At 73.2% G+C, this 19819-nt stretch carries 16 protein-coding genes; 13 read left to right on the top strand and 3 right to left on the bottom strand.

Features of this window, described 5'->3' with window-relative positions; translation table 11 throughout:
- Position 1: 1 nt before the first annotated feature.
- Together WMF19_RS15885 and WMF19_RS15880 are read right to left on the bottom strand one after the other, a co-directional pair.
- Entirely contained in the window at positions 2 to 958 is a 957-nt protein-coding gene (locus WMF19_RS15885; RefSeq protein ID WP_437899873.1) for a branched-chain amino acid ABC transporter permease, read from the bottom strand.
- Positions 959 to 960: 2 nt separating this feature from the next.
- Positions 961 to 3111: an ABC transporter substrate-binding protein gene (locus WMF19_RS15880; RefSeq protein WP_437899872.1), complete on the bottom strand. Its 2151-nt coding sequence runs from the start codon at positions 3109 to 3111 to the stop codon at positions 961 to 963.
- A gap of 232 nt (positions 3112 to 3343) precedes the next feature.
- Between WMF19_RS15880 and WMF19_RS15875 the strand changes: the two genes are divergently transcribed.
- A complete protein-coding gene (locus WMF19_RS15875; protein ID WP_437899871.1) occupies positions 3344 to 4354 on the top strand; it encodes a proline racemase family protein in 1011 nt (336 codons plus the stop codon).
- A gap of 20 nt (positions 4355 to 4374) precedes the next feature.
- On the opposite strand, the gene ppsA is transcribed toward WMF19_RS15875, so the two are convergent.
- The gene (ppsA, locus tag WMF19_RS15870; protein ID WP_437899870.1) at positions 4375 to 6690 is read right to left on the bottom strand and encodes a phosphoenolpyruvate synthase; all 2316 of its coding nucleotides are present in this window, start codon (positions 6688 to 6690) and stop codon (positions 4375 to 4377) included.
- Between the two features lie 165 nt (positions 6691 to 6855).
- Between ppsA and WMF19_RS15865 the strand changes: the two genes are divergently transcribed.
- The 12 genes from WMF19_RS15865 (at position 6856) to WMF19_RS15810 (ending at position 19773) form a co-directional block, all read left to right on the top strand.
- Complete coding sequence (locus tag WMF19_RS15865; RefSeq protein WP_437899869.1) at positions 6856 to 8106, top strand: 4Fe-4S dicluster domain-containing protein; 1251 nt, start codon at positions 6856 to 6858, stop codon at positions 8104 to 8106.
- 6 nt (positions 8107 to 8112) lie between these two features.
- Positions 8113 to 8580 (top strand): cyclic nucleotide-binding domain-containing protein, encoded by a 468-nt coding sequence (locus WMF19_RS15860; protein WP_437899868.1) that lies wholly within the window; start codon positions 8113 to 8115, stop codon positions 8578 to 8580.
- The gene (locus tag WMF19_RS15855; protein ID WP_437899867.1) at positions 8577 to 9494 is read left to right on the top strand and encodes an FAD/NAD(P)-binding protein; all 918 of its coding nucleotides are present in this window, start codon (positions 8577 to 8579) and stop codon (positions 9492 to 9494) included. Before WMF19_RS15860 ends, WMF19_RS15855 begins: the two co-directional genes overlap by 4 nt.
- A gap of 5 nt (positions 9495 to 9499) precedes the next feature.
- Entirely contained in the window at positions 9500 to 10276 is a 777-nt protein-coding gene (locus WMF19_RS15850; protein ID WP_437899866.1) for an oxidoreductase, read from the top strand.
- Positions 10266 to 11624 carry a Ni/Fe hydrogenase subunit alpha gene (locus WMF19_RS15845; RefSeq protein ID WP_437899865.1) on the top strand — a complete coding sequence of 453 codons (1359 nt, stop codon included), beginning with the start codon at positions 10266 to 10268 and terminating at the stop codon, positions 11622 to 11624. Before WMF19_RS15850 ends, WMF19_RS15845 begins: the two co-directional genes overlap by 11 nt.
- Entirely contained in the window at positions 11621 to 12103 is a 483-nt protein-coding gene (locus WMF19_RS15840; RefSeq protein ID WP_437899864.1) for a hydrogenase maturation protease, read from the top strand. The genes WMF19_RS15845 and WMF19_RS15840 overlap by 4 nt, the downstream gene beginning before the upstream one ends.
- A 4-nt stretch (positions 12104 to 12107) precedes the next feature.
- Positions 12108 to 12449, top strand: a complete 342-nt coding sequence (locus WMF19_RS15835; RefSeq protein ID WP_437899862.1) for a hydrogenase maturation nickel metallochaperone HypA — start codon at positions 12108 to 12110, stop codon at positions 12447 to 12449.
- A gap of 2 nt (positions 12450 to 12451) precedes the next feature.
- On the top strand, positions 12452 to 14803 hold the full coding sequence (gene hypF / locus WMF19_RS15830) for a carbamoyltransferase HypF (protein ID WP_437899861.1): 2352 nt from the start codon (positions 12452 to 12454) through the stop codon (positions 14801 to 14803).
- Between the two features lie 2 nt (positions 14804 to 14805).
- Positions 14806 to 15051 (top strand): HypC/HybG/HupF family hydrogenase formation chaperone, encoded by a 246-nt coding sequence (locus tag WMF19_RS15825; RefSeq protein WP_437768474.1) that lies wholly within the window; start codon positions 14806 to 14808, stop codon positions 15049 to 15051.
- On the top strand, positions 15048 to 16157 hold the full coding sequence (gene hypD, locus WMF19_RS15820; RefSeq protein WP_437899860.1) for a hydrogenase formation protein HypD: 1110 nt from the start codon (positions 15048 to 15050) through the stop codon (positions 16155 to 16157). Before WMF19_RS15825 ends, hypD begins: the two co-directional genes overlap by 4 nt.
- On the top strand, positions 16154 to 17182 hold the full coding sequence (gene hypE, locus WMF19_RS15815; protein ID WP_437899859.1) for a hydrogenase expression/formation protein HypE: 1029 nt from the start codon (positions 16154 to 16156) through the stop codon (positions 17180 to 17182). Before hypD ends, hypE begins: the two co-directional genes overlap by 4 nt.
- A gap of 248 nt (positions 17183 to 17430) precedes the next feature.
- Entirely contained in the window at positions 17431 to 19773 is a 2343-nt protein-coding gene (locus WMF19_RS15810) for a DUF2169 family type VI secretion system accessory protein (RefSeq protein ID WP_437899858.1), read from the top strand.
- Positions 19774 to 19819: the final 46 nt, after the last annotated feature.

Raw genomic sequence — 19819 nt, 5'->3', positions numbered from 1 at the left:
GCTACTCCTCTGCTCCCCTCGGAGCAGGCCACAGCCCGGTCGGGCGGAAGAGCATGAGCAGCACGAGCGCCGCGCCGAAGATCAGATAGCGGAACCCGGCGACCGGCCGGAGGAGCTCGGGGAGGATCGTGACCAGCGCGCCGCCCAGGATGGCGCCGGGCACGCTGCCGGCGCCGCCCACGATCACGGCCAGGAGAAAGAGGACGGAGCGCATGAAGCCGAAGCTCGCCGGGGCGACGGCGGTCATCTTCATCGCGAAGATCGCGCCGGCGACGCCGGCGCAGAAGGTGCCTATCTGGTAGGCGAGGAGCCGGTAGCTCAACGTGCGAATGCCCATGGCCTCTGCGGCCTCCTCGTCTTCCCGCAAGAAGGCCCAGGCTCGTCCGATGCGGGATTCGCGCAGGCGAGCCGCGGCGCACGCGGCGATGACCAGCAATGCCAGCGTCGTGTAGTAGTAGTGCACGGGTCGCTCCAGCCGGAGCCCGAGGAGCGACGGAGGAGCGAGGCCGAAGATGCCGCTGGGGCCGCCGAGCGCGTCCAGGTTGGTGGCGGTGATCCTGGTGATCTCGCCGAAGCCCAGCGTCACGATGGCCAGATAATCGCGGCGGAGCCGGAGCACGAGGAGGCCGATGAGGGAGCCCAGCGCCATGGCGACGGCGCCGCTGGCGGGCAAGGCCAGCGTGAAGGAAAGCCCGGCGCGCTGGGTGAGGAGCGCCGCCGTGTACGCGCCGACGGCGAAGTATGCTGCGTGCCCGAGATCGAGGAGGCCGGCATAACCGACGACGACGTTCAGGCCCACGGCCACCGTCATGTAAATGAGGGCCATGACCGCGATGTCCATGAAATAAGGATCCTGCACCCCGAGCGGCAAGGCGACCGCGAGCAACAGCAGCGCTGCGGCCCCCCACCGCCGGGCGAGCCGCCCTGTGCCGGAGCCGAGCGCAGCGAGGCGCCCCACCCTCACATCCTCTTGCCGACGCGCTCGCCGAGCAGCCCGGTGGGCTTGATGAGCAGGATGGCGATGAGGGCGGCGAACGCGAAGACATCCTTCCACTGGCCGCCCACGCCCCGCGTCCCGATGACCTCCAGGAGCCCGAGCATCATCCCGCCCACCACGGCGCCCGAGAGGTTCCCGATGCCACCCAGGACCGAGGCGGTGAACGCCTTGATCCCGACGATGAAGCCCATCAGGAAGTTGATCTGGCCATAGTACAGGCCGGCCATCACGCCCCCTGCCGCCGCCATGACGGCTCCCAGGAGAAACGCGAGGGAGATCATCCTGTCGACGTCGATGCCCATCAGCTGTGCTGTCTCGGCGTCGAACGCCGTGGCACGCATGGCCAGGCCGACGGTGGACCCCCCGATGATCCTGCGCAAGGCCCACATCAGCGCGAGCGCGGTCGCCAGGATGGCCATGTGGGCATATCCCACGTGGACGCCCAGCAGCGACGTCCCGGCTCGCGTCAGGGTGACGGGATATACACGGAAGCTGGGCCCCCAGGGCTCGAAGAGCATGATGGCATTCTCCAGGAGGAGCGACATGCCGACGGCCGTGATGAGGAGGACGAGCTTGGGAGAGCGGCGCAGCGGGCGATAGGCGACCCGCTCCATCAGCGCGCCCACGCCGCCCGTGACGGCCATGGCGGCGAGCAAGGCGAGGCCGATCCCGAGCGCGCCCGCGCCGAGGAAGGACCCGCTCGCGAGCGCGAGGGCGCTGTAGCCGACGAAGGCGCCGAGCGCGTAGAGGTCGCCGTGAGCGAAGTTGATCATGCGCATGATCCCGTAAACCATGCTGTATCCCAGGGCGACGAGGGCGTAGAACGAACCGATGACCAGCGCGTTCAAGAGCTGCTCGAGCGCGTTCGAGAGGCGGCTCGTGGAGCGAGCGGGGGGCCCGGGCTCCGCCGCCGCGCGCGGCGGCGGAGAGGGCGCGGCATCGGCGCGCGGGGCGGCGGGCCCCTGGACGAGCGCGAATCTGCCCTTCCTGATCTCGAGGACCACGAAGGCCGCGTTCTGGCGCCTGCCGGAGGCGTCGAAGGAGACCGCGCCGGTCACGCCGTCGTGGTGAATGGCGCGAATGGCCGCGGCGACCGCGGCGCGGTCGGTGGAGCCCGCCGCCTGGATGGCCGCTGCGACGATGTGCGCGGCGTCGTACGCCTGCGCGCTGTAAGGGCCTGGCTCGCCGTGAGCCGCCGCGTAGCGCCGCGCCCAGCCCGCGGCGCCCGGGAGCTCGGCCGCGCTCGGGGGGCTCGTGACGAACACGCCCTCTGCGCTGGCGAGGCCGGCGGTGGCGATGAGGGCGGCGTCGCGCGAGCCGTCGCCGACCATGATCGAGGCGTCGATGCCCTGACCACGGGCCTGCCTGATGATGAGGCCCCCCTCGGCGTAGTATCCAGTCCAGTAGATGGCGTCCGGGCGCCTGGCCTTGAGGTGCGTCAGCACGGCGGAGAAGTCCCGCTCGCCGGGCGTCACCGCATCGAAGGCGACGACGCCGGCCTTTCCGCGGAGCTCCTCCCGCGTGAGCTCGGCCAGCTCCCTCGCGAACGCGGAGTTGTCGTGGAGGATGGCGATCCTCCGTTTGCCCAGCGTGGAGGTGAGGAAGTCGGCGGCCGTACGCGCCTGGACCTGATTGTTCGGGAGCATCAGGTTGATGTTGTCAAACCCCTGCATGGTCAGCTTGACCGCGTTGGCCGCCGGGACGACGGCGCCCATGCGGGCGCCGTGATAGACAGGCTCGGCGGGCAGGAGGGCGCCGCTGCAATAGCCGGAGATGGCCGCGACGGCGCCCCGGGCGGCGAGCTTGTGGGCCGCGGCCACCGCGGCCTCTGCGTCGCAGGCGTCGTCCTCGAACCTGACCTCCAGCCTGCGATCCAGCACGCCGCCGCGACCGTTGATCTCGTCGACGGCCATCTCGATGGCCTGTCTCATGTCCTGCCCCATCTTGGCGCTGGAGCCGGTGAGCGGGACCGCCGAGCCGACGACGATGGCGTCGCGCCCGTCCCCCGAGCTGCGTTCGCCGCGGTTCGAGCCGCACGCCCCGGCGGCGAGCGCCGCGCAGGCGGCAAACAGGCGCAGCCGGCGACGGGGCGAAGGGGGTTGGCCAGGGACCATATCGCCGAGCGCCTATTGAGCGCATGACGTGGATGTCAAGCTGACCACCGCGCATGACCCGGGCAGATCCATCGCCCCTCTTAACCACGCCTGTCCGGCGCCTCGGAACGCCTGTCGCCACGCGCCCGACGTGACGTCCGCCGCGGCGCGTCCCATATGCGCACTTGGCGGTTACGCAGCAGCGGAGCACGCCAGAACGAGCTGGCGCGAGCAGGCGGACCCAGGAGCACCCATGGCAAGTCTGTCACATGTCCTCTCTGCCATCGACACCCACAGCGGTGGCGAGCCGAACCGCATCATCATGAGCGGTTTGCCGCCCCTACCGGGAGCCACCATGGCCGATAGAAAGGAGTACATGCGCGCGCACCTGGATCACCTCCGCACGCTGGTCGTACAGGAGCCCAGGGGTCACGGCGACATGCTCGGCGCCGTGCTCACGCCGCCTGTGACGGCCGGCGCCCATCACGGCGTGATCTTCATGGAAGGAAGAGGCTACCCCGACATGTGCGGCCACGGGATCATCTGCGTCGCGACCGCGCTCCTCGAGACCGGCGCAGCCCTGCACCACGCGCAGGAGAGCGTCCTGGTATTCGATACGCCCGCAGGGACCGTCGAGACGCACGCGCGGGTGGAAGGGCAGCAGGTGGCCGATGTGGAGGTGGTCAATGTCCCATCCTTCCTCTATGCCGACGGCGTCGAGGTCGAGGTCCCCGGCTGCGGGGAGGTCGGCGTCGCCGTGGCGTTCGGTGGCAACTTCTTCGCCTTGGTCAGGGCGGAGGACCTCGGGGTCTCGATCCGTCCGGAGAACGCAGCGAAGCTGATCGAGCTGGGCGTGAGGCTGAGGAGGGCCGTCAACGAGGCGATCCGGGTGTACCACCCGACGGCGCCGCACATCACCACGGTCGAGATGGTCGAGATCTACGAGGCGGCACCCGGGGGCCGCCGCGCGAAGAACGCCGTCATCTTCGGAGCGGGCCAGCTCGACCGCTCGCCGTGCGGTACGGGCACCTCGGCCGCCATGGCCATGCTCCACGCGCGGGGAGAGCTCGCTCTGGGCGCCGAGTTCGTCAACGAGAGTATCCTGGGGACGAGGTTCGTCGGGAGGCTCGTCCGGCAAGCGCAGCTGGGCGAGACGCGCGCGGTCGAGCCGGTCTTCATCGGACAGGCGTACCTCACCGGCCTCCAGCAGCTGCTCGTCGACCCGCTCGATCCCTTCAAGTTCGGCTTCGTCCTGGGACGATAGCGGGCGCCACTCTCCGGCCCTCACGGCCGCCGCGCCGCATCGAGCAAGAGCCGCCGCTCGGCCGCCGCGATGACCTGGCGCGCCGCGGGCTCGGCGTCCGGGTTCACCGAGATGGAGGTGATGCCGAGCCGCACGAGGTGCTCGGCGAACTCGGGGCGGTTCGACGGCGCCTGGCCGCAGAGCGACGAGGTGATCCCCGCCGCCCTGCACGCCTGGATGATCCGCCCGATGGCGTCGAGCACCGCCGCGTCGGACTCGTCGAACAGCTCGGCGCACACGGCGGAGTCGCGGTCCACCCCGAGCATGAGCTGGGTCAGGTCGTTCGAGCCGATCGAGACGCCGTCGATGCCCATGCGCGCGTACTCCGGGATCCAGAACGCGACGGAGGGCACCTCGGCCATGACCCACCGGTGCAGCCCGCGCTGGCGGCCGAGCGGGCTCCGATCGATGAGCTCCAGGCAGGCGGCGAGCTCCCAGCGCGTGCGGACGAAGGGGATCATAACATGCAGGTTCGGCGTCTCCTCGCGGACGCGGGCGAGCACCTCGAGCTCGAGCGCGAACAGCTCCGGCTCGCGGACATACCGGTAGCAGCCGCGGTATCCGATCATCGGGTTGTCCTCGGCGGGCTCGAATTGCTCACCCCCCTTGAGCCCGCGGAACTCGTTCGTACGGAAATCGTACGTCCGGTAGATGACCGGACGGGGCTGGAAGGCGCGGGTGATGCGGAGCAGCGCGGCCGACATCTTCTGGAGGAACTCGTCGCGGCCGCCGGACGCGATCAGGGCCTTCGGGTGCACGCCGCCGAGCGCGTCGAGCAGCATGAACTCGGCCCGGAGCAGCCCCACGCCGTCGACGGGCAACGCGGCCACCTCCTCGGCGCGCTCGGCGATCGCCAGGTTCACGTAGAGCCGCGTGCCGAGCACCGCCGGCGAGCCGGCGGCGCTCGGCACGCGTTCGACCCGCGCCTCGGCCTTCGCCGCGGACCCGGCTCGCGCATCCGCGGGCGCCCCGTCCGGAGCGGCCCCGGGCGCCTCGGCGGCGGCCCGGGCCCCTTCGAGGACCTTGCCGTGCGCGCCGTCGACGGTGACGGTCTCGCCGTCCCGCAGGGTCCGCGTGGCGGCGCGCGTGCCCACGACACAGGGGATGCGGAGCTCGCGGCTGACGATCGCGGCGTGGCAGGTCATCCCGCCGCTGTCCGTGACGAGGGCCGCCGCGCGCCGGATGGCGGGCACCCAGTCGGGCGACGTCATGGGCGCCACGAGGACCTCGCCGGCCTTCAGCCGTTGCCCCTCCTCCGGCGAGCGGAGCACGCGCACCGTCCCGGAGGCCGTGCCGGGGGACGCGCCGAGCCCCGAGACGAGGAGCTCTCCGGCGGCGGGGTGCGGCGCGCCCAGCGTGGTGATCGGGCGGGTTTGCACCAGGTACGTCGCCCCCCCTTCGACGGCCCACTCGATGTCCTGGGGGGCGTCGTAATGCCCTTCGACCTTCAGCGCGAGGCGCGCGAGCTCGAGCACCTCGTCGTCCTTGAGCACGCGCCGCGCACCCTCGTCCTCCGGCAGATCCACGCGCTGCTCTCCGCCGTCCGGCGCGCGCACCAGCTTGAACGCCTTGTGGCCGACGCGCGCCTCCAGGAGCCGCGGCCCGCGCTTCGCGACCGTGTACGTGTCCGGCTCGACCTGCCCGCCGACCACGACCTCGCCGAGCCCGAACGCCGCCTCGATGACGAGGCGTGACGTGTCCTTCGTGGCGGGATCCGCGGTGAAGATGACGCCGGAGCGCTCGGAGCTCACCATGCGCTGGACGACGACCGCCAGGGCGGGCTCCTCCGTCAGGCGCTGCGATTTCCGGTAGCTGACCACGCGCTCGCCGAAGGCGGAGGCCCAGCAGTCGCGCACGCGATCCACCAACGCTTGCTCGCCGGTCACGTCGGTGTACGTCTCGTGCATTCCGGCGAACGAGGTCGAGGCCGAGTCCTCCGAGGTGGCGGACGACCGGACGGCCACGATGGTGTCGAGCCCCAGCCTCCGGTAGGCATCGACGATCTCCGCCTGGATCGCTGCCGGGAGCGGCGCGGCCCGGACGAGGCGCCGCAGCGCGGCGCAGGTCGCGCGCAGCGCGGCCGGGTCGCTCGGATCGGCCTCTGTGAAGAGATGGACGAGCTGCTTTCGCACGCCCGCGGCGTCCATCGCCGCGAGGTACGCGTCCGCGGTGATGACGAAGCCCGGAGGCACGGGCAGGCCGGCGCGCGTGAGCTCCCCGAGGTTGCTGCCTTTTCCGCCGGCGGACGCGACGTCCGCGCGAGACAATGAATCGAACCAGAGTACGTGCGCGGTCACCGTGTCTCCTCATCGAGATCTGGATGCCTCCGCTCGGCGCTACTGCGCCGGCGGACGCTCGATCGCCCGTGCGTGCGTCGGAGCAACAAGCGGACCCGCCGCGGCGCGGGTGTTGGTCGTCTGCTGCTCGAATCCAGCGGCACGTACCGTGCTCACCGGCCCCGCATGAGCGGCGCAGAGACCGGCTTTCACCCTGGCGATCGCGCCGTGCTCGGCCGGCCGGGGATCGCCGCGCTCCTCCAGGGCTTGCGGGAGGAGGGATACCGCCTCATCGGTCCCACGCTCCGCGGCGGGGCCGTCGTGTACGACGAGATCCAGGGCGCGGAGGAGCTCCCCGCCGGCTGGACCGAGCAGCAGGAGGCCGGCCGCTACCGGCTCGCCAGGCGCGCGGACGAGGCGCTGTTCGGCTACGCGGTCGGGCCGCGGTCGCTCAAGCACCTCCTGTTCGTGCCCCGGCTTCGCCTGGTGCAGCTCAGGCGGCGAGGCGGATCCATCTCCCGGACCGACGAGGCCGAGCCCCCTCCGCGCCTCGCCGTCGTCGGCGCGCGGGCGTGTGATCTCGCCGCGGTCGACGTCCAGGACCGCGTCTTCGTCGACGGCCCGCACCCGGATCTCGACTATGTGGCGCGCCGCAGGAGCCTCTTCGTCATCGCTGTGCAGTGCGGGCAGGCGGGCGGGACGTGCTTCTGCGTGTCGATGAGGACGGGGCCGCGCGCCGAGCGCGGCTTCGACCTGGCGCTGACCGAGCTCCTCGAGGACGGCCACCGCTTCTTCGTCGAGGTGGGCAGCGACGCCGGCGCCTCCTTGCTCGCTCGCGTGGGCGCGCCCCGCGCGGGCGAGGACGACGCCCGCGCGGCCTTCGAGGTCTCGCGCCGCACGGCGACCCGGATGGGCAGGAAGCTCGAGACGGACGGCATCAAGGAGCTCTTCTATCGAAACCTCGAGCACCCCCGCTGGGATGACGTGGCCGAGCGCTGCCTCGGATGCACGAACTGCACGCTCGCGTGCCCGACGTGCTTCTGCAGCACGATCGAGGACGCGACAGACCTCCCGGTCGACGCCGGTGAGGACGTCGTGAACACGGGTCGGGACCCCGCGGGTCCCTCCGTCCACATGGGTCGGGACCCCGCGTTCGCGGGTCCCTCCGGCGAGACGGCCGAGCGCTTCCGGCGCTGGGACTCGTGCTTCTCCATCGACCACTCGTACCTGCACGGCGGCAGCGTCCGCGCCTCGCTCCGGGCCCGCTACAGGCAATGGCTCACGCACAAGCTGGCGACGTGGATCGATCAGTTCGGCACGTCCGGCTGCGTCGGCTGCGGCCGGTGCATCACGTGGTGCCCCGTCGGGATCGACATCACCGAAGAGGCGGCCGCCATCCGGGCTGGAGACGGCGCGGTCGCCGCCGGGAAGGGGTAGGCGCCGATGATGGCGGACGAGCTCCTCTCCATTCTCGGAGCCCACCCGTTCCTGGACGGGCTCCCGGCCGCGCACCTCGCGTGCCTGGCCGAGGGCGCGTTTGCGCGGAGCTTCCCGGAGGGGGCGTTCCTCCTCCGGGAGGGAGGCGAGGCGGACACGCTCTACCTGCTCGCGCAGGGGCGCGTGACGCTCGAGATCCACCGCCCCGGCCGCGACCCGGTGCAGGTCGAGAGCCTTGCGGGCGGGGACATCCTGGGCCTGCACTGGCTCTTCCCGCCGCGGCGATGGGTGCTCGACGCGCGGGCGGTCACGCCGGTCCGCTCGATCGGGCTCGACGCAGCGCACCTGCGGGCGTGCTCGGACGCCGATCCCGCGCTCGGGTACGCCGTGTCCCTGCGCCTCCTGCGGCAGCTCTACGCGCGGCTGGAGCGCGTGCGGCTGCAGCGGCTCGACGTCTACAGGGCCGAGCCATGACCTTCGTGCCGCGGGACATTCCGCTGCCCTTCGCGCCGGGCGCCGGGAGCCCCGGCTCGCCGCCTGGGGCCGCGGGTCGCCTGGCGGCGCCAACCCCCTGGGCGCCGGAGCCGGCGCGCGTGCGGCGCGTCCACCGCGACACGGCGACGACGTTCACGGCGACGATCGACCTGCCGGGCCGCCCGGGCGGCCTCGTCTTCGCGCCCGGCCAGTTCAACATGCTCTACGCCTTCGGGGTCGGCGAGGTCGCGATCTCGATCAGCGGGGATCCCGCGCGGCCCGATCGGCTCCTGCACACGATCCGCGAGGTCGGCCCGGTCACGCGCGCGCTCGGGCGCCTCCGCGCGGGCATGGCGCTCGGGCTGCGCGGCCCGTTCGGGAGCCCGTGGCCCGTCGACGAGGCGCGCGGAGCGGACGTGCTGCTCCTCGCCGGCGGGCTCGGGATGGCGCCGCTGCGGCCGGCGCTCTGCCACATCCTCCGGCACCGGGCCGCCTATGGCCGCGTCGCGCTGCTCTATGGCGCCCGCGGGCCCGAGGACCTGCTCTACCGCAGGGAGCTCGATCGCTGGAGCCGTCGCGCCGACCTGCAGGTGCTCGTGACCGTGGATCGCGCTGGGCCCGGGTGGCGCGGGCACGTCGGGGTCGTCCCGGCCCTCCTGCGCCTCGCCGACTTCGAGCCGGGCCGCTCGGTCGCGTTCGTCTGCGGGCCGGAGGTGATGATGCGCTTCACGGCGCGCGAGCTCGAGCGCCGCGGCGTCCCCGGCGAGCGCGTCCACGCCTCGCTGGAGCGGAACATGAAGTGCGCGGTGGGGATCTGCGGCCGCTGCCAGCTCGGGCCGAGCTTCGTCTGCAAGGACGGCCCCGTGCTCCGTTACGACCGCGTGGGACCGCTGCTCGCGGTCCGGGAGCTGTGAGCGCCATGGCGCGCCGCGCGAAGCCGAAGCTCGCCGTGTGGAAGTTCGCCTCGTGCGACGGCTGTCAGCTCAGCGTCCTCGACCTCGAGGACGAGCTCCTGGCGCTCGCCGCCGCGATCGACATCGCCTACTTCAAGGAGGCCACGAGCCTCGAGCGCGAGGGGCCGTTCGACCTGTCGCTGGTCGAGGGGTCGATCACGACGCCCGCCGACGCCGAGCGGATCCGCGAGGTCCGGCGGCTGTCGAAGTCGCTCGTCACGATCGGCGCCTGCGCCACGGCCGGGGGCATCCAGGCGCTGCGCAACTTCGCGGATGTACGTGAGTTTCTGTCGGTCGTGTACGCCTCGCCCGCGTACATCGAGACCCTCGCCACCTCCACGGCGATCGCCGACCACGTCCCCGTCGACTTCGAGCTGCGCGGCTGCCCGGTGGACAAGCGCCAGCTCCTGGAGGTGATCAGCGCCTTTCTCCACGAGCGCCGGCCCAATGTCGCGAGCCACAGCGTCTGCGTCGAGTGCAAGAGCCGCGGCAACGTGTGCGTGATGGTGACCGGGACGCCTTGCCTCGGCCCGGTGACGCACGCGGGCTGCGGCGCGCTCTGCCCGACCTACCAGCGCGGCTGCTACGGCTGCTTCGGGCCCATGGAGGCGCCGAACATGGAGTCGCTCTCGCGCGCGTTCCGGGCGGCGGGCGTGCCGGAGCGCGACCTCGTGCGGCTCCACCGCACCTTCAACGCGAACGCCCCGGCGTTCCGCGCGGAGAGCGAGCGGCATGAACGGTGAGGGCCACAATGACGCTCGGGGCTCCGGGTCGCCTGGCGGCGCCCTGCGCCCCGAACCCCGCACCATCGCGGTCGACTACCTGGCCCGCGTCGAGGGCGAGGGCTCGCTGACGCTCGTGATCGAGGACGGGCGGGCGAAGGAGGCGCGCCTCTCGATCTTCGAGCCGCCGCGGTTCTTCGAGGCGTTCCTCCGCGGCCGGGGCTACGCGGAGGCGCCCGACATCACGTCCCGCATCTGCGGCATCTGCCCGGTCGCGTACATCACGAGCGCGTGCCGCGCGATGGAGGACGCGCTCGGCATCGAGCTCGGCCCGGAGCTCCGCGCGCTCAGGCGCCTCCTCTACTGCGGCGAGTGGATCGAGAGCCACGCCCTGCACGTCTTCCTGCTGCACGCGCCCGACTTCCTCGGCTACCCGGACGCGGTCGCCATGGCGCGCGATCACCGCGACTGGGTCGCGAGGGGCCTCGCCATCAAGAAGGCGGGCAACGCCATCGTCGCGCGCCTCGGGGGCCGCGAGATCCACCCGGTCAACACCCGCGTCGGCGGCTTCTACAGCGCGCCGTCCCGCGCGGACCTCGAGGGCCTGCTCCCCGAGCTGCGCGCCGGGAGTGAGCGCACGCGCGCGTGCCTCTCCTGGATGGCGACGCTGCCGTGCCCGGAGCTCGATCGGCCCTACGAGTTCGTCGCGCTCCGCAGCGACGACGTGTACGCGATCACCGAGGGGCGCCTCGTCTCCTCGGGCGGGCTCGGCATCGAGGTGCGCGACTACGACGCACATTTCATCGAGGAGCACGTCTCCTGGTCGACCGCGCTGAGATCGAGGATCCACGGCAGCGGCAGCTACCTGTGCGGGCCGCTCGCGCGCTTCAACCTGAGCTTCGATCGCCTGCTCCCCGAGGTCCAGGACGCAGCGCGCGCCGCCGGCCTCGCCCTCCCGTGCCGCAACCCGTTCCGGAGCCTGCTCGTGCGCCTCGTGGAGATCCTTCAAGCGTTCGAGGAGTCGATCCGGATCATCGAGGCGTACGCGCCCCCGCCGGCGCCGTTCGTCGCGCCTCCTGCGCTCCGCGCGGGCACGGGCTACGGCGGCTCCGAGGCGCCGCGCGGCTTCCTGTACCACCGCTACACGCTCGACGCCGAGGGGACAATCCTGGACGCCAAGATCGTCCCGCCCACGTCGCAGAACCAGCTCTCGATCGAGGAGGACCTCTGCGCGCTGTCGCCGTCCTTGGCGTCGCTGCCGCTCCGCGAGGCGACCGCGCGCGCCGAGCAGGCCGTGCGCAACCACGACCCCTGCATCTCCTGCGCGACGCACTTCCTCACCCTGCGCGTCGAGGAGGCGCCGCGGTGACCACGCGGATCATCGGCCTCGGGCAACGCGCCGCCAGGGACGACGCTGCCGGCCTCGCCGTGCTCGAGGCGCTGCGCCGCCGGGGTCTGCCGAGCGACGCGGAGGTCGTCGAGGCGAGGGACACGACCGCGCTCGTCTCGCTCCTCCAGACGCCCTCGACGGTCGTGGTCGTCGACGCCGTGCTCGCGTCGCCGCCCGGGGAGGTGCTCGATCTCTCGCCCTCGGACCTCGCCGCCGGTGCGCCTGTCCCGGTCTCGACGCACGGCCTCGGCGTCGGGCAGGCCATCGAGCTCGCTCGCATCACGGCGCCGGACCGGCTCTCACCCGACATCCGCATCGTCGGCGTGAGCATCGGCGGGCGCAGGGCGCCGTCAGGCGACCCGGAGCCCCGAGCGCCGGACGAGCCCGGCCTCTCGCCCGACGTGGCCGCGGCGGTCCCCCGGGCTGTCGCCCGCGTCCTCTCGTTCCTCGGAGGGTGAGCCCGTGCACGAGTCGTCCATCGCTCGACAGCTGCTCTCCGCCGCGCTGGACCGCGCCGCGGCCGAGGGGGCGACGCGGGTCGTCTCGGTGCGCGGCTGGGTGGCCGAGGCCGAGGCGCTCTCGCCGGAGAGCCTCTCGCTCCACTTCGCGGCGCACGCGCGCGGCACGCCGGCCGAGGGGGCGCGCCTCGATCTGCGGCTCCACCGCGTCGAGGCGCGCTGCCTCTCCTGCGGCGGCACGTACGCGCCCGACCATCACGTGCTGCTCTGCCCGCGCTGCGGCGGCGACCAGGCGACGCTCCTCGGGCGCTCGGGGCTCGGCCTGGATGCCATGGAGGTGGAGTAGCCGTGCCGCGCCTCGCGCTCCGCGTGGACGGCATCGTCCAGGGGGTCGGCTTCCGGCCGTTCGTGTACCGGCGCGCGTCCGCGCTCGGCCTGGGCGGCTGGGTGCGGAACCGCCCCGGCGGGGTCGAGATCGAGGTGCAGGGGCCGGAGCGCAGCCTGCACGCCTTCGTCGCCGGCCTGACCCGCGAGCCCAGCGCGCCCGCGCGCGTCGAGCGCATCGAGATCGAGCGGCGGGCCGAGGAAGATGCCGGCCCGTTCCAGATCCTCGCCAGCGAGGCGGGGAGCGGGGCGCGCCCGTCGGTGCCCGCGGATCTCGCCGTCTGCGAGGAGTGCGCCCGCGAGGTGGACAGCGAGACCGGCCGCCGCCGCGGCTACCCCTTCACGAGCTGCGCGCAGTGCGGCCCCCGCTACACGATCCTCTCGGGGCTCCCGTACGACCGGGCCAGGACCACGATGGATCGCTTCCCGATGTGCCCCGCGTGCGCCGCGGAGTACGCGGACCCCTCGGACCGGCGCTTCCACGCGGAGCCCATCGCCTGCCCTGCATGCGGCCCGCGCGTCCAGCTCGTCGCCGCAGCCGGAGACCCGATGGAGCCCGGCATTCGGGGCTCCGGGTCGCCTGATGGCGCGCTCCGCGAGGCCGCGGCCGCGGTGCTGGCGGGGAAGGTGGTCGCCGTGAAGGGGCTCGGTGGTTTCCACCTGCTCGTCGACGCGACATCGCCGGACGCTGTCGCGCTCCTGCGCCGGCGGAAGCGCCGCGACGCCAAGCCGTTCGCGGTGATGTTCGGCTCGCTCGACGCCGTGCGCGGCGCCTGCCGCGTGTCTCCCGCGGAGGCCGACGCGCTGCGCGGCCCCGAGGCGCCGATCGTGCTGCTGCGGCGCCTCTCGTCCGCCGCCGCGCGGGTCGCCGTCGCCGACGCTGTCGCGCCGGGGACGCCGCGCCTGGGTGCGCTGCTGCCCTACACGCCGCTCCACCGGCTGATGCTCCAGCTCGTCGGTCGGCCCGTGGTCTGCACGAGCGGCAACCTCTCGGACGAGCCTATCTGCACCGACACATCGGACGCGCTGGAGCGCCTGAGCGGCATCGCCGACCTGTTCCTCGTGCACGACCGGCCGATCGTGCGCCCCCTCGACGACTCCGTGGCCCGCGTCGGGCCGGCCGGCGTCGAGCTCCTCCGCCGCGCGCGCGGCTTCACCCCGTTGCCTCTCCCGCTGCGGGTCGACGCCCCGCCGATCCTCGCCCTCGGCGGCCACCTGAAGAGCACGACGGCGCTCTTCTTCGACGGCCAGGTGGTCGTCAGCCAGCACCTCGGCGACGCGCACACCGCGGAGGGCGCCGCGCTCATCGAGCGCACGGCCCTCGACCTCGCGCGCCAGTTCCGGGTGCGGCCGGAGCGCGTCGCCTGCGATCTCCACCCCGACTACGCGTCCAGCCGCATCGCCGAGCAGCTCGCGGCGGCCTTCCGCGCGCCGCTCGTCCGGGTGCAGCACCACCACGCGCACGTCGCCGCCTGCGTGGCCGAGCACGGCCTCGACGGACCTGTCCTCGGCCTCGCGTGGGACGGAGCCGGCTACGGGCTCGACGGCGCCCTCTGGGGCGGCGAGGCGCTGGTCGTGGACGGGGCGTCTTTCCGCCGCGCGGCGCACCTCCGCTCCTTCCCGCTGCCGGGCGGCGAGCGCGCCATGAGGGAGCCGCGCCGCTCCGCGCTCGGCCTGCTCTGGGAGCTCCGCGGCGAGGGCGCCCGGGACCACGCGCGCTCCTGGTTCCGCGAGGCCGAGCTCGGCCCGCTGCTCTCCATGCTCGCGCGCGGGACGAGCTCGCCGCGCACGACGAGCGTGGGGCGCCTGTTCGACGGGGTAGCGGCGCTCGCGGGCCTGCGCGGGGCGGCGAGCTTCGAGGGGCAGGCCGCCATGGAGCTGGAGTGCCTGGCCGAGGCGGCCGGCGCGCAGGCGGGCTATCCGCTGCCGCTGCGCGCTGGCGCGCCCGGTGTGCCGGCGGTGCTCGACTTCGGACCGCTGATCGACGCGGTGCTCGACGATCGGCGTGACGGCGTGACGCCGGGCGTCATCGCGGCCCGCTTTCACGCGGCGCTCGCGGACGTCGCCGAGGCGCTCGCTGCAGCGAGCGGCCTCGGGCGCATCGTGCTCGCGGGCGGGTGCTTCCAGAATGCGCTCCTCGCCGCGTCGATCCGCGAGCGCCTCGCGGCGCGAGGCGTGGAGGTCTACGCGCCGAGGCTCTACCCGCCGGGCGACGGCGGCCTGTCGCTCGGCCAGGTTCTCGTGGCCGCGCGGCGCGGCGCGGACGCGGAATCGGACGTGGAACCAGACGTGGAATCGCACGCGATGGAGATGTGACGATGTGCCTCGGCGTCCCCGGCAAGGTCCTCGGCGTCGCGGGTGGCGATCTCCGGCTCGGCCGCGTCGCTTTCGGCGGGATCGTCAAGGAGATCTGCCTCGCCTACGTGCCGGAGGCGGAGGCCGGCGATTACGTGATCGTGCACGCGGGCTTCGCCATCAGCCGCATCGACGAGGCGTCGGCGCGACGGACGCTCTCCTACCTCGACGAGCTCGGCGCGGCGCGCGAGGGGGAGGAGCCGCGATGAAATTCATCGACGAGTACCGCGACGCGCAGCGCGTCGGGCCGTACGTGGAGGCGATCCGGCGGGTGGTCTCTCGCCCCTGGGCGATCATGGAAGTCTGCGGCGGTCAGACGCACGCCATCGTCCGCTTCGGCCTGGACGAGCTCCTGCCCCCGGAGATCTCGCTCCTCCACGGCCCGGGCTGCCCGGTGTGCGTCACGCCGGTCGAGCTCATCGATCGTGCGCTCGAGATCGCCTCGCGGCGCGAGGTCACGTTCTGCTCGTTCGGCGACATGCTGCGCGTCCCCGGATCGAGCGACGACCTGTTCGCGGTGAAGTCGAGGGGCGGCGACGTGCGCGTCGTCTACTCGCCGCTCGACGCGCTCGCGCTCGCCGAGCGCCTGCCGGATCGTGAGGTCGTCTTCTTCGCGGTCGGCTTCGAGACCACGGCGCCCGCGAACGCGATGGCGGTGTTCCAGGCGCGACGCCGCGGCATCCGGAACTTCTCGCTCCTCGTGTCGCACGTGCTCGTGCCGCCCGCGATGGAGGTGATCCTCCGGGCGCCGGATCGGCGCGTCGACGGGTTCCTCGCCGCGGGCCATGTGTGCACGGTGATGGGCATCGACGCTTACCGTCCGCTCGCCGCCGAGCACCGCGTCCCCATCGTGGTCACGGGCTTCGAGCCGATGGACATCCTCCAGGGCATTTTCATGTGCGTCCGGCAGCTCGAGGAGGGCCGCACCGACGTGGAGAACCAGTACGCCCGCTCGGTGCGCGAGGCCGGCAACGAGGCCGCGCAGCGCATGATCCGGGAGGTCTTCGAGATCGTGCCCCGGACCTGGCGAGGCATCGGTCCCATCGCCGGGAGCGGGCTCGGCCTCCGGGCGCCGTACGCGGACCACGATGCAGAGCGGCGGTGGGCGCCGTCAGGCGACCCGGAGCCCCGAGCGTCGACCGACTGCAAGAGCGGCCTCGTGCTCCAGGGGGTGCTCAAGCCGCCGGACTGCCCCGCGTTCGGTACACGCTGCACGCCGGAGACCCCGCTGGGCGCCACGATGGTCTCCTCGGAAGGCGCGTGCGCGGCCTACTACCGTTACCGGAGGGCGGCCCCGCCGTGCGGTTCGAGATGAGCTGCCCCGCGCCGCTGCGCGAGAGGACGATCCAGCTTGCCCACGGCGGCGGCGGGCGGCTCATGCGTGAGCTCATCGAGCGCGTCTTCCTGCCCGCCTTCGACAGCGCTCCTCTCTCGACCCGTCATGACGGCGCCGTGGTGCGGCTCGGCGGCGCGTCCCTCGCGTTCACCACGGACACCTACGTCGTGCATCCGCGCTTCTTCCCCGGAGGCGACATCGGCAAGCTGTCCGTCTATGGCACGGTGAACGACCTGGCCATGACGGGCGCCCGGCCCGCTTACCTGAGCGCCGGCTTCATCGTCGAGGAGGGGCTGCCCATCGGCGAGCTCCAGCAGATCGCGCTGTCGATGCGCGCTGCTGCGGACGCGTGCGGGGTCGAGCTCGTGACGGGCGACACCAAGGTGGTCGACCGGGGCAAGGGAGATGGGCTGTTCATCAACACCGCTGGCATCGGCGTGGTGCCCGAGGGCGTGGTCCTCGCGCCGCGCCGGGTCCGGCCGGGCGATGCCGTGCTCGTGTCCGGCGACGTGGGGCGGCATGGGATCGCGGTGCTGTCCGTGCGTGAGGCGCTCGCGTTCGAGGAGCCCGTGGAGAGCGACTGCGCGCCGGTCCACGGCCTCGCTGCGGCGCTGATCGACTCGGAGATCGACGTCCACTGCCTGCGGGATCCGACCCGGGGCGGGCTCGCGGCCGTATTGAACGAGATCGCGCTCGACGCGGGCGTCCACGTCGAGGTGGAGGAAGCGCAGATCCCCGTGGAACCTGCGGTCCTCGGGGCGTGCGAGCTCCTCGGGCTCGACCCGCTTTACGTGGCGTGCGAGGGCCGGCTCGTCGCGTTCCTGCCGGAAGCCCAGACGGAGCGCGCCCTGGCGAGCCTGCGCGACCACCCGCTCGGCCGGGGGGCCGCGCGCATCGGTCGGATCGTCGGGGACGGGAAAGGGAGCGTTGTCCTGAGGACCCGGCTCGGGACCCGGCGCACGCTCGATCTGCTCTCCGGCGAGCAGCTCCCGCGGATCTGCTGAGGCCGCGGATCGGAGCGCGCGGAGCGTTCGTGTCGGGCGAGCCGTGCAGGGCTGAGCGACACGGCACCGCGGGCGTCGAGATCGTTGCCCGTCGAGCTGGTCACGACCTCATCACCCCATGTCGTGCGCGCTTCTTACCTATCTTGCTCTATGTCCACCGAAGGAGCGTGTCCCCGCCATGGCGAGCGGCGATGTCGGCGGTCGCCTCGTAGTCGAGCCGCCGGAGTGGTGGTACCGTCGGCCCACCTATGGATGTCGTCTCCGACGGGCCGCTCCCCGTCGCCTCGCTCCTCTGGCAGGTGCGCTCCTTGACCTGGGTGCTCACCGTCGTCTGCAAGGCGACCTTCACGCTCGCGCCGGGCGAGTCGCCGCTCGCGCCCGCGCAGGAGCCGATCCGCGAGCGCGACGCGCACCTGGACGACGACCCCGCGCGCAGCCTGATCGAGGCGAGCGATCTCGCGCCGCTCAAGCAGGGCGCCGATGTCGTCCTCGTCGGCCACGCCCACGCGCCCGGCGGCAGCCCCGCGCGGTCCCTGATCGCGCGGATGGCGGTGGGCGAGATCGATAAACCCATTCAGGTGTTCTGCGATCGCCTGTTCACCCAGGAGGGCGAGCTCCTGGAAGGAGCGCACTTCACGACGATGCCGCTCGCCTACGAGCGCGCCGCGGGCGGGCCGGACACGGACAACCCTGCGGGCATCCATCGCGAGGCGCGCGACGCCCGCGGCAGGGCCGCCGTCCCGAACCTCCTCCCCGTGGATCGGGTCGTGACCAGCCTGGACGACCCCATCGCGGCGGTGGGCTTCGGGCCCATCGGCCCCACCTGGCCTTTGCGGCACCGCAGGCTCGGCAAACACGCGGCGGCCTGGTCGTCGGGAGCGCTCCTCTCGAGCCCGCTGCCGGAGGATTTCGACCGCACCTTCTTCAACGTCGCTCCGCTCGATCAGCGCCTGCTGCAGCTCCGCGAGGACGAGCAGCTCGTGCTCGAGAACCTCCATCCCCGCCACCCGCGCCTCGTCACCAGCCTTCCCGGCGTCCGCCCGCGGGCGACCGTCACCGGCCGCGCCGGCGGGCCGCGCGATCTCTCCATGCGCTGCGACACGCTCCTGATCGACACCGATCGCCTCCTCTGCACGCTGACCTGGCGAGGCCAGCTCCCGCTCGCGAGCCCCAAGGAGTCAGGGCAGATCCGCGTCTCGCTGGAGCGGCCGGCGAGGCAGGCGCCCGCCGAGGCGGCCACCCCCTCGGCCCCGGGGCCCCAGCCGCCGCCGCGGGTGGGCCCGGCCGGGCCCAAGGTGAAGCCTCCCTCCCTCGGCCCGTCGACGTTGACCCTCGACATCCACGCGAAGTCGCCCGACGCCCCGCGGGCGACGATCATGCCCTTTCGCGCGGGACCGCCTGCGCCGCCTCCCCCCGAGGCGCCCGCTCCGCGGCCGGCCGAGCCGCCCCGTTTCCGGTCGAAGCGGAGCTCGATCGAGGGCGAGACCGGCGACATCACCGAGGAGGCGACGAAGGTGCCTCTCCCCTTCGTCGCCCCGTCCTCGGCGCCGCCCCCCGCCGCCGCATCCAACACCCCTTCTTCGAACACCCCTTCTCCGATCCCTGCCCCGCCGATCGCCAGGGCCTCGCCCGGCGAGCCGGTGAGCCCCTGGGCGGCCGGCGCTCCGCAGCCCGGGTCGGGCGCCGCGGGCATGATCCCGCACGCGCCGGCGGCCCCGCAGACCATCGGCGCGATGTTCGCGGGCACGGGCGGGGCGGCGGACGCGAGCGCCTCGTTCGCGCCGGCGGCGGCGCGGCGGGACGCGCTGACGCTCGTCTGGTTCGATCGGAAGAGCGTGCCGCGCATCGTCCGCAAGCCGGCCTGGCAGCGCCTGCTCGACGCGATGGAGGACGAGCCCCTCGATCCGGAGGCCGACGATCCGGCCCTCTCCGACGAGCCCGCCGAGATCGAGGATCGGGCGCAGGTCTTCGAGATCCTCGATCGCGGCGCGGCCACCGACGTCGCGGGCGTGCACGGGGCGCTCGCGCGCGCCGCCGGCAAGCGCGGCATGCCGCTGCCGCCGCTCGAGCTGGTCGAGGGCGAGCTCTCGCTGTCCTTCGACGAGGTCGAGACGCTGAAGGCGCTGGTCTCCACCGCGACGCCGCTCGCGACCGGCGACGACGCGCTCGCGGCGGCGCTCGAGACCGCCGAGAGATTCCTCGCCACGCCGGGCGTCTCGACCGCGCCCGCCGTGGCCGCAGCGCTGTGCGGGAGGATCCGCGAGGCGCTCGCCCACGGAAAGAGAGGCCGGGTGGAGCTCGCGAGCGAGCAGGTGGAGCGCGCGCTCCTGGAGCAGCGGCACTACCAGAAGCGCAAGGTGCTGGGCGGGCCGCACCTGCGCGCCCTCTTGCACGTGGCGGGAGAGACGCAGCCGCTCGTGATCTACCTGCCGGCCTCGATCGCCGAGGCGCTGCCGCTCTCGGCGCGCTTCCGGGCGCGGGCGATCGCGGCGGTGCACCCCGCGATGGACGAGCGGGAGGCGGAGCCGGTGGCGCTCCAGGCGGTCGCGCTGGGGCGGGTGGTGCAGGTCCGGCAGAGCCGAGCATCATGACGGTTCGACAGCGGGAGAGGCGCTCGCGCCCCCTGCCCGTCCGCGG

Source organism: Sorangium sp. So ce124, assembly GCF_051525235.1.
GTDB lineage: Bacteria > Myxococcota_A > Polyangia > Polyangiales > Polyangiaceae > Sorangium > Sorangium atrum.
Note: the sequence above shows the minus strand (reverse complement) of the source record. Positions and strands in the feature narration are given on the sequence as shown.

Excerpts from the sequence above, each read along its gene's own strand:
- WMF19_RS15880 (WP_437899872.1), bottom strand. The coding sequence starts at position 3,111 with ATGGTCCCTGGCCAACCCCCTTCGCCCCGTCGCCGGCTGCGCCTGTTT.
- WMF19_RS15875 (WP_437899871.1), top strand. The coding sequence starts at position 3,344 with ATGGCAAGTCTGTCACATGTCCTCTCTGCCATCGACACCCACAGCGGT.
- WMF19_RS15865 (WP_437899869.1), top strand. The coding sequence starts at position 6,856 with ATGAGCGGCGCAGAGACCGGCTTTCACCCTGGCGATCGCGCCGTGCTC.
- WMF19_RS15860 (WP_437899868.1), top strand. The coding sequence starts at position 8,113 with ATGATGGCGGACGAGCTCCTCTCCATTCTCGGAGCCCACCCGTTCCTG.
- WMF19_RS15855 (WP_437899867.1), top strand. The coding sequence starts at position 8,577 with ATGACCTTCGTGCCGCGGGACATTCCGCTGCCCTTCGCGCCGGGCGCC.
- WMF19_RS15850 (WP_437899866.1), top strand. The coding sequence starts at position 9,500 with ATGGCGCGCCGCGCGAAGCCGAAGCTCGCCGTGTGGAAGTTCGCCTCG.
- WMF19_RS15845 (WP_437899865.1), top strand. The coding sequence starts at position 10,266 with ATGAACGGTGAGGGCCACAATGACGCTCGGGGCTCCGGGTCGCCTGGC.
- WMF19_RS15825 (WP_437768474.1), top strand. The coding sequence starts at position 14,806 with ATGTGCCTCGGCGTCCCCGGCAAGGTCCTCGGCGTCGCGGGTGGCGAT.
- hypD (WP_437899860.1), top strand. The coding sequence starts at position 15,048 with ATGAAATTCATCGACGAGTACCGCGACGCGCAGCGCGTCGGGCCGTAC.
- hypE (WP_437899859.1), top strand. The coding sequence starts at position 16,154 with ATGAGCTGCCCCGCGCCGCTGCGCGAGAGGACGATCCAGCTTGCCCAC.
- WMF19_RS15810 (WP_437899858.1), top strand. The coding sequence starts at position 17,431 with ATGGATGTCGTCTCCGACGGGCCGCTCCCCGTCGCCTCGCTCCTCTGG.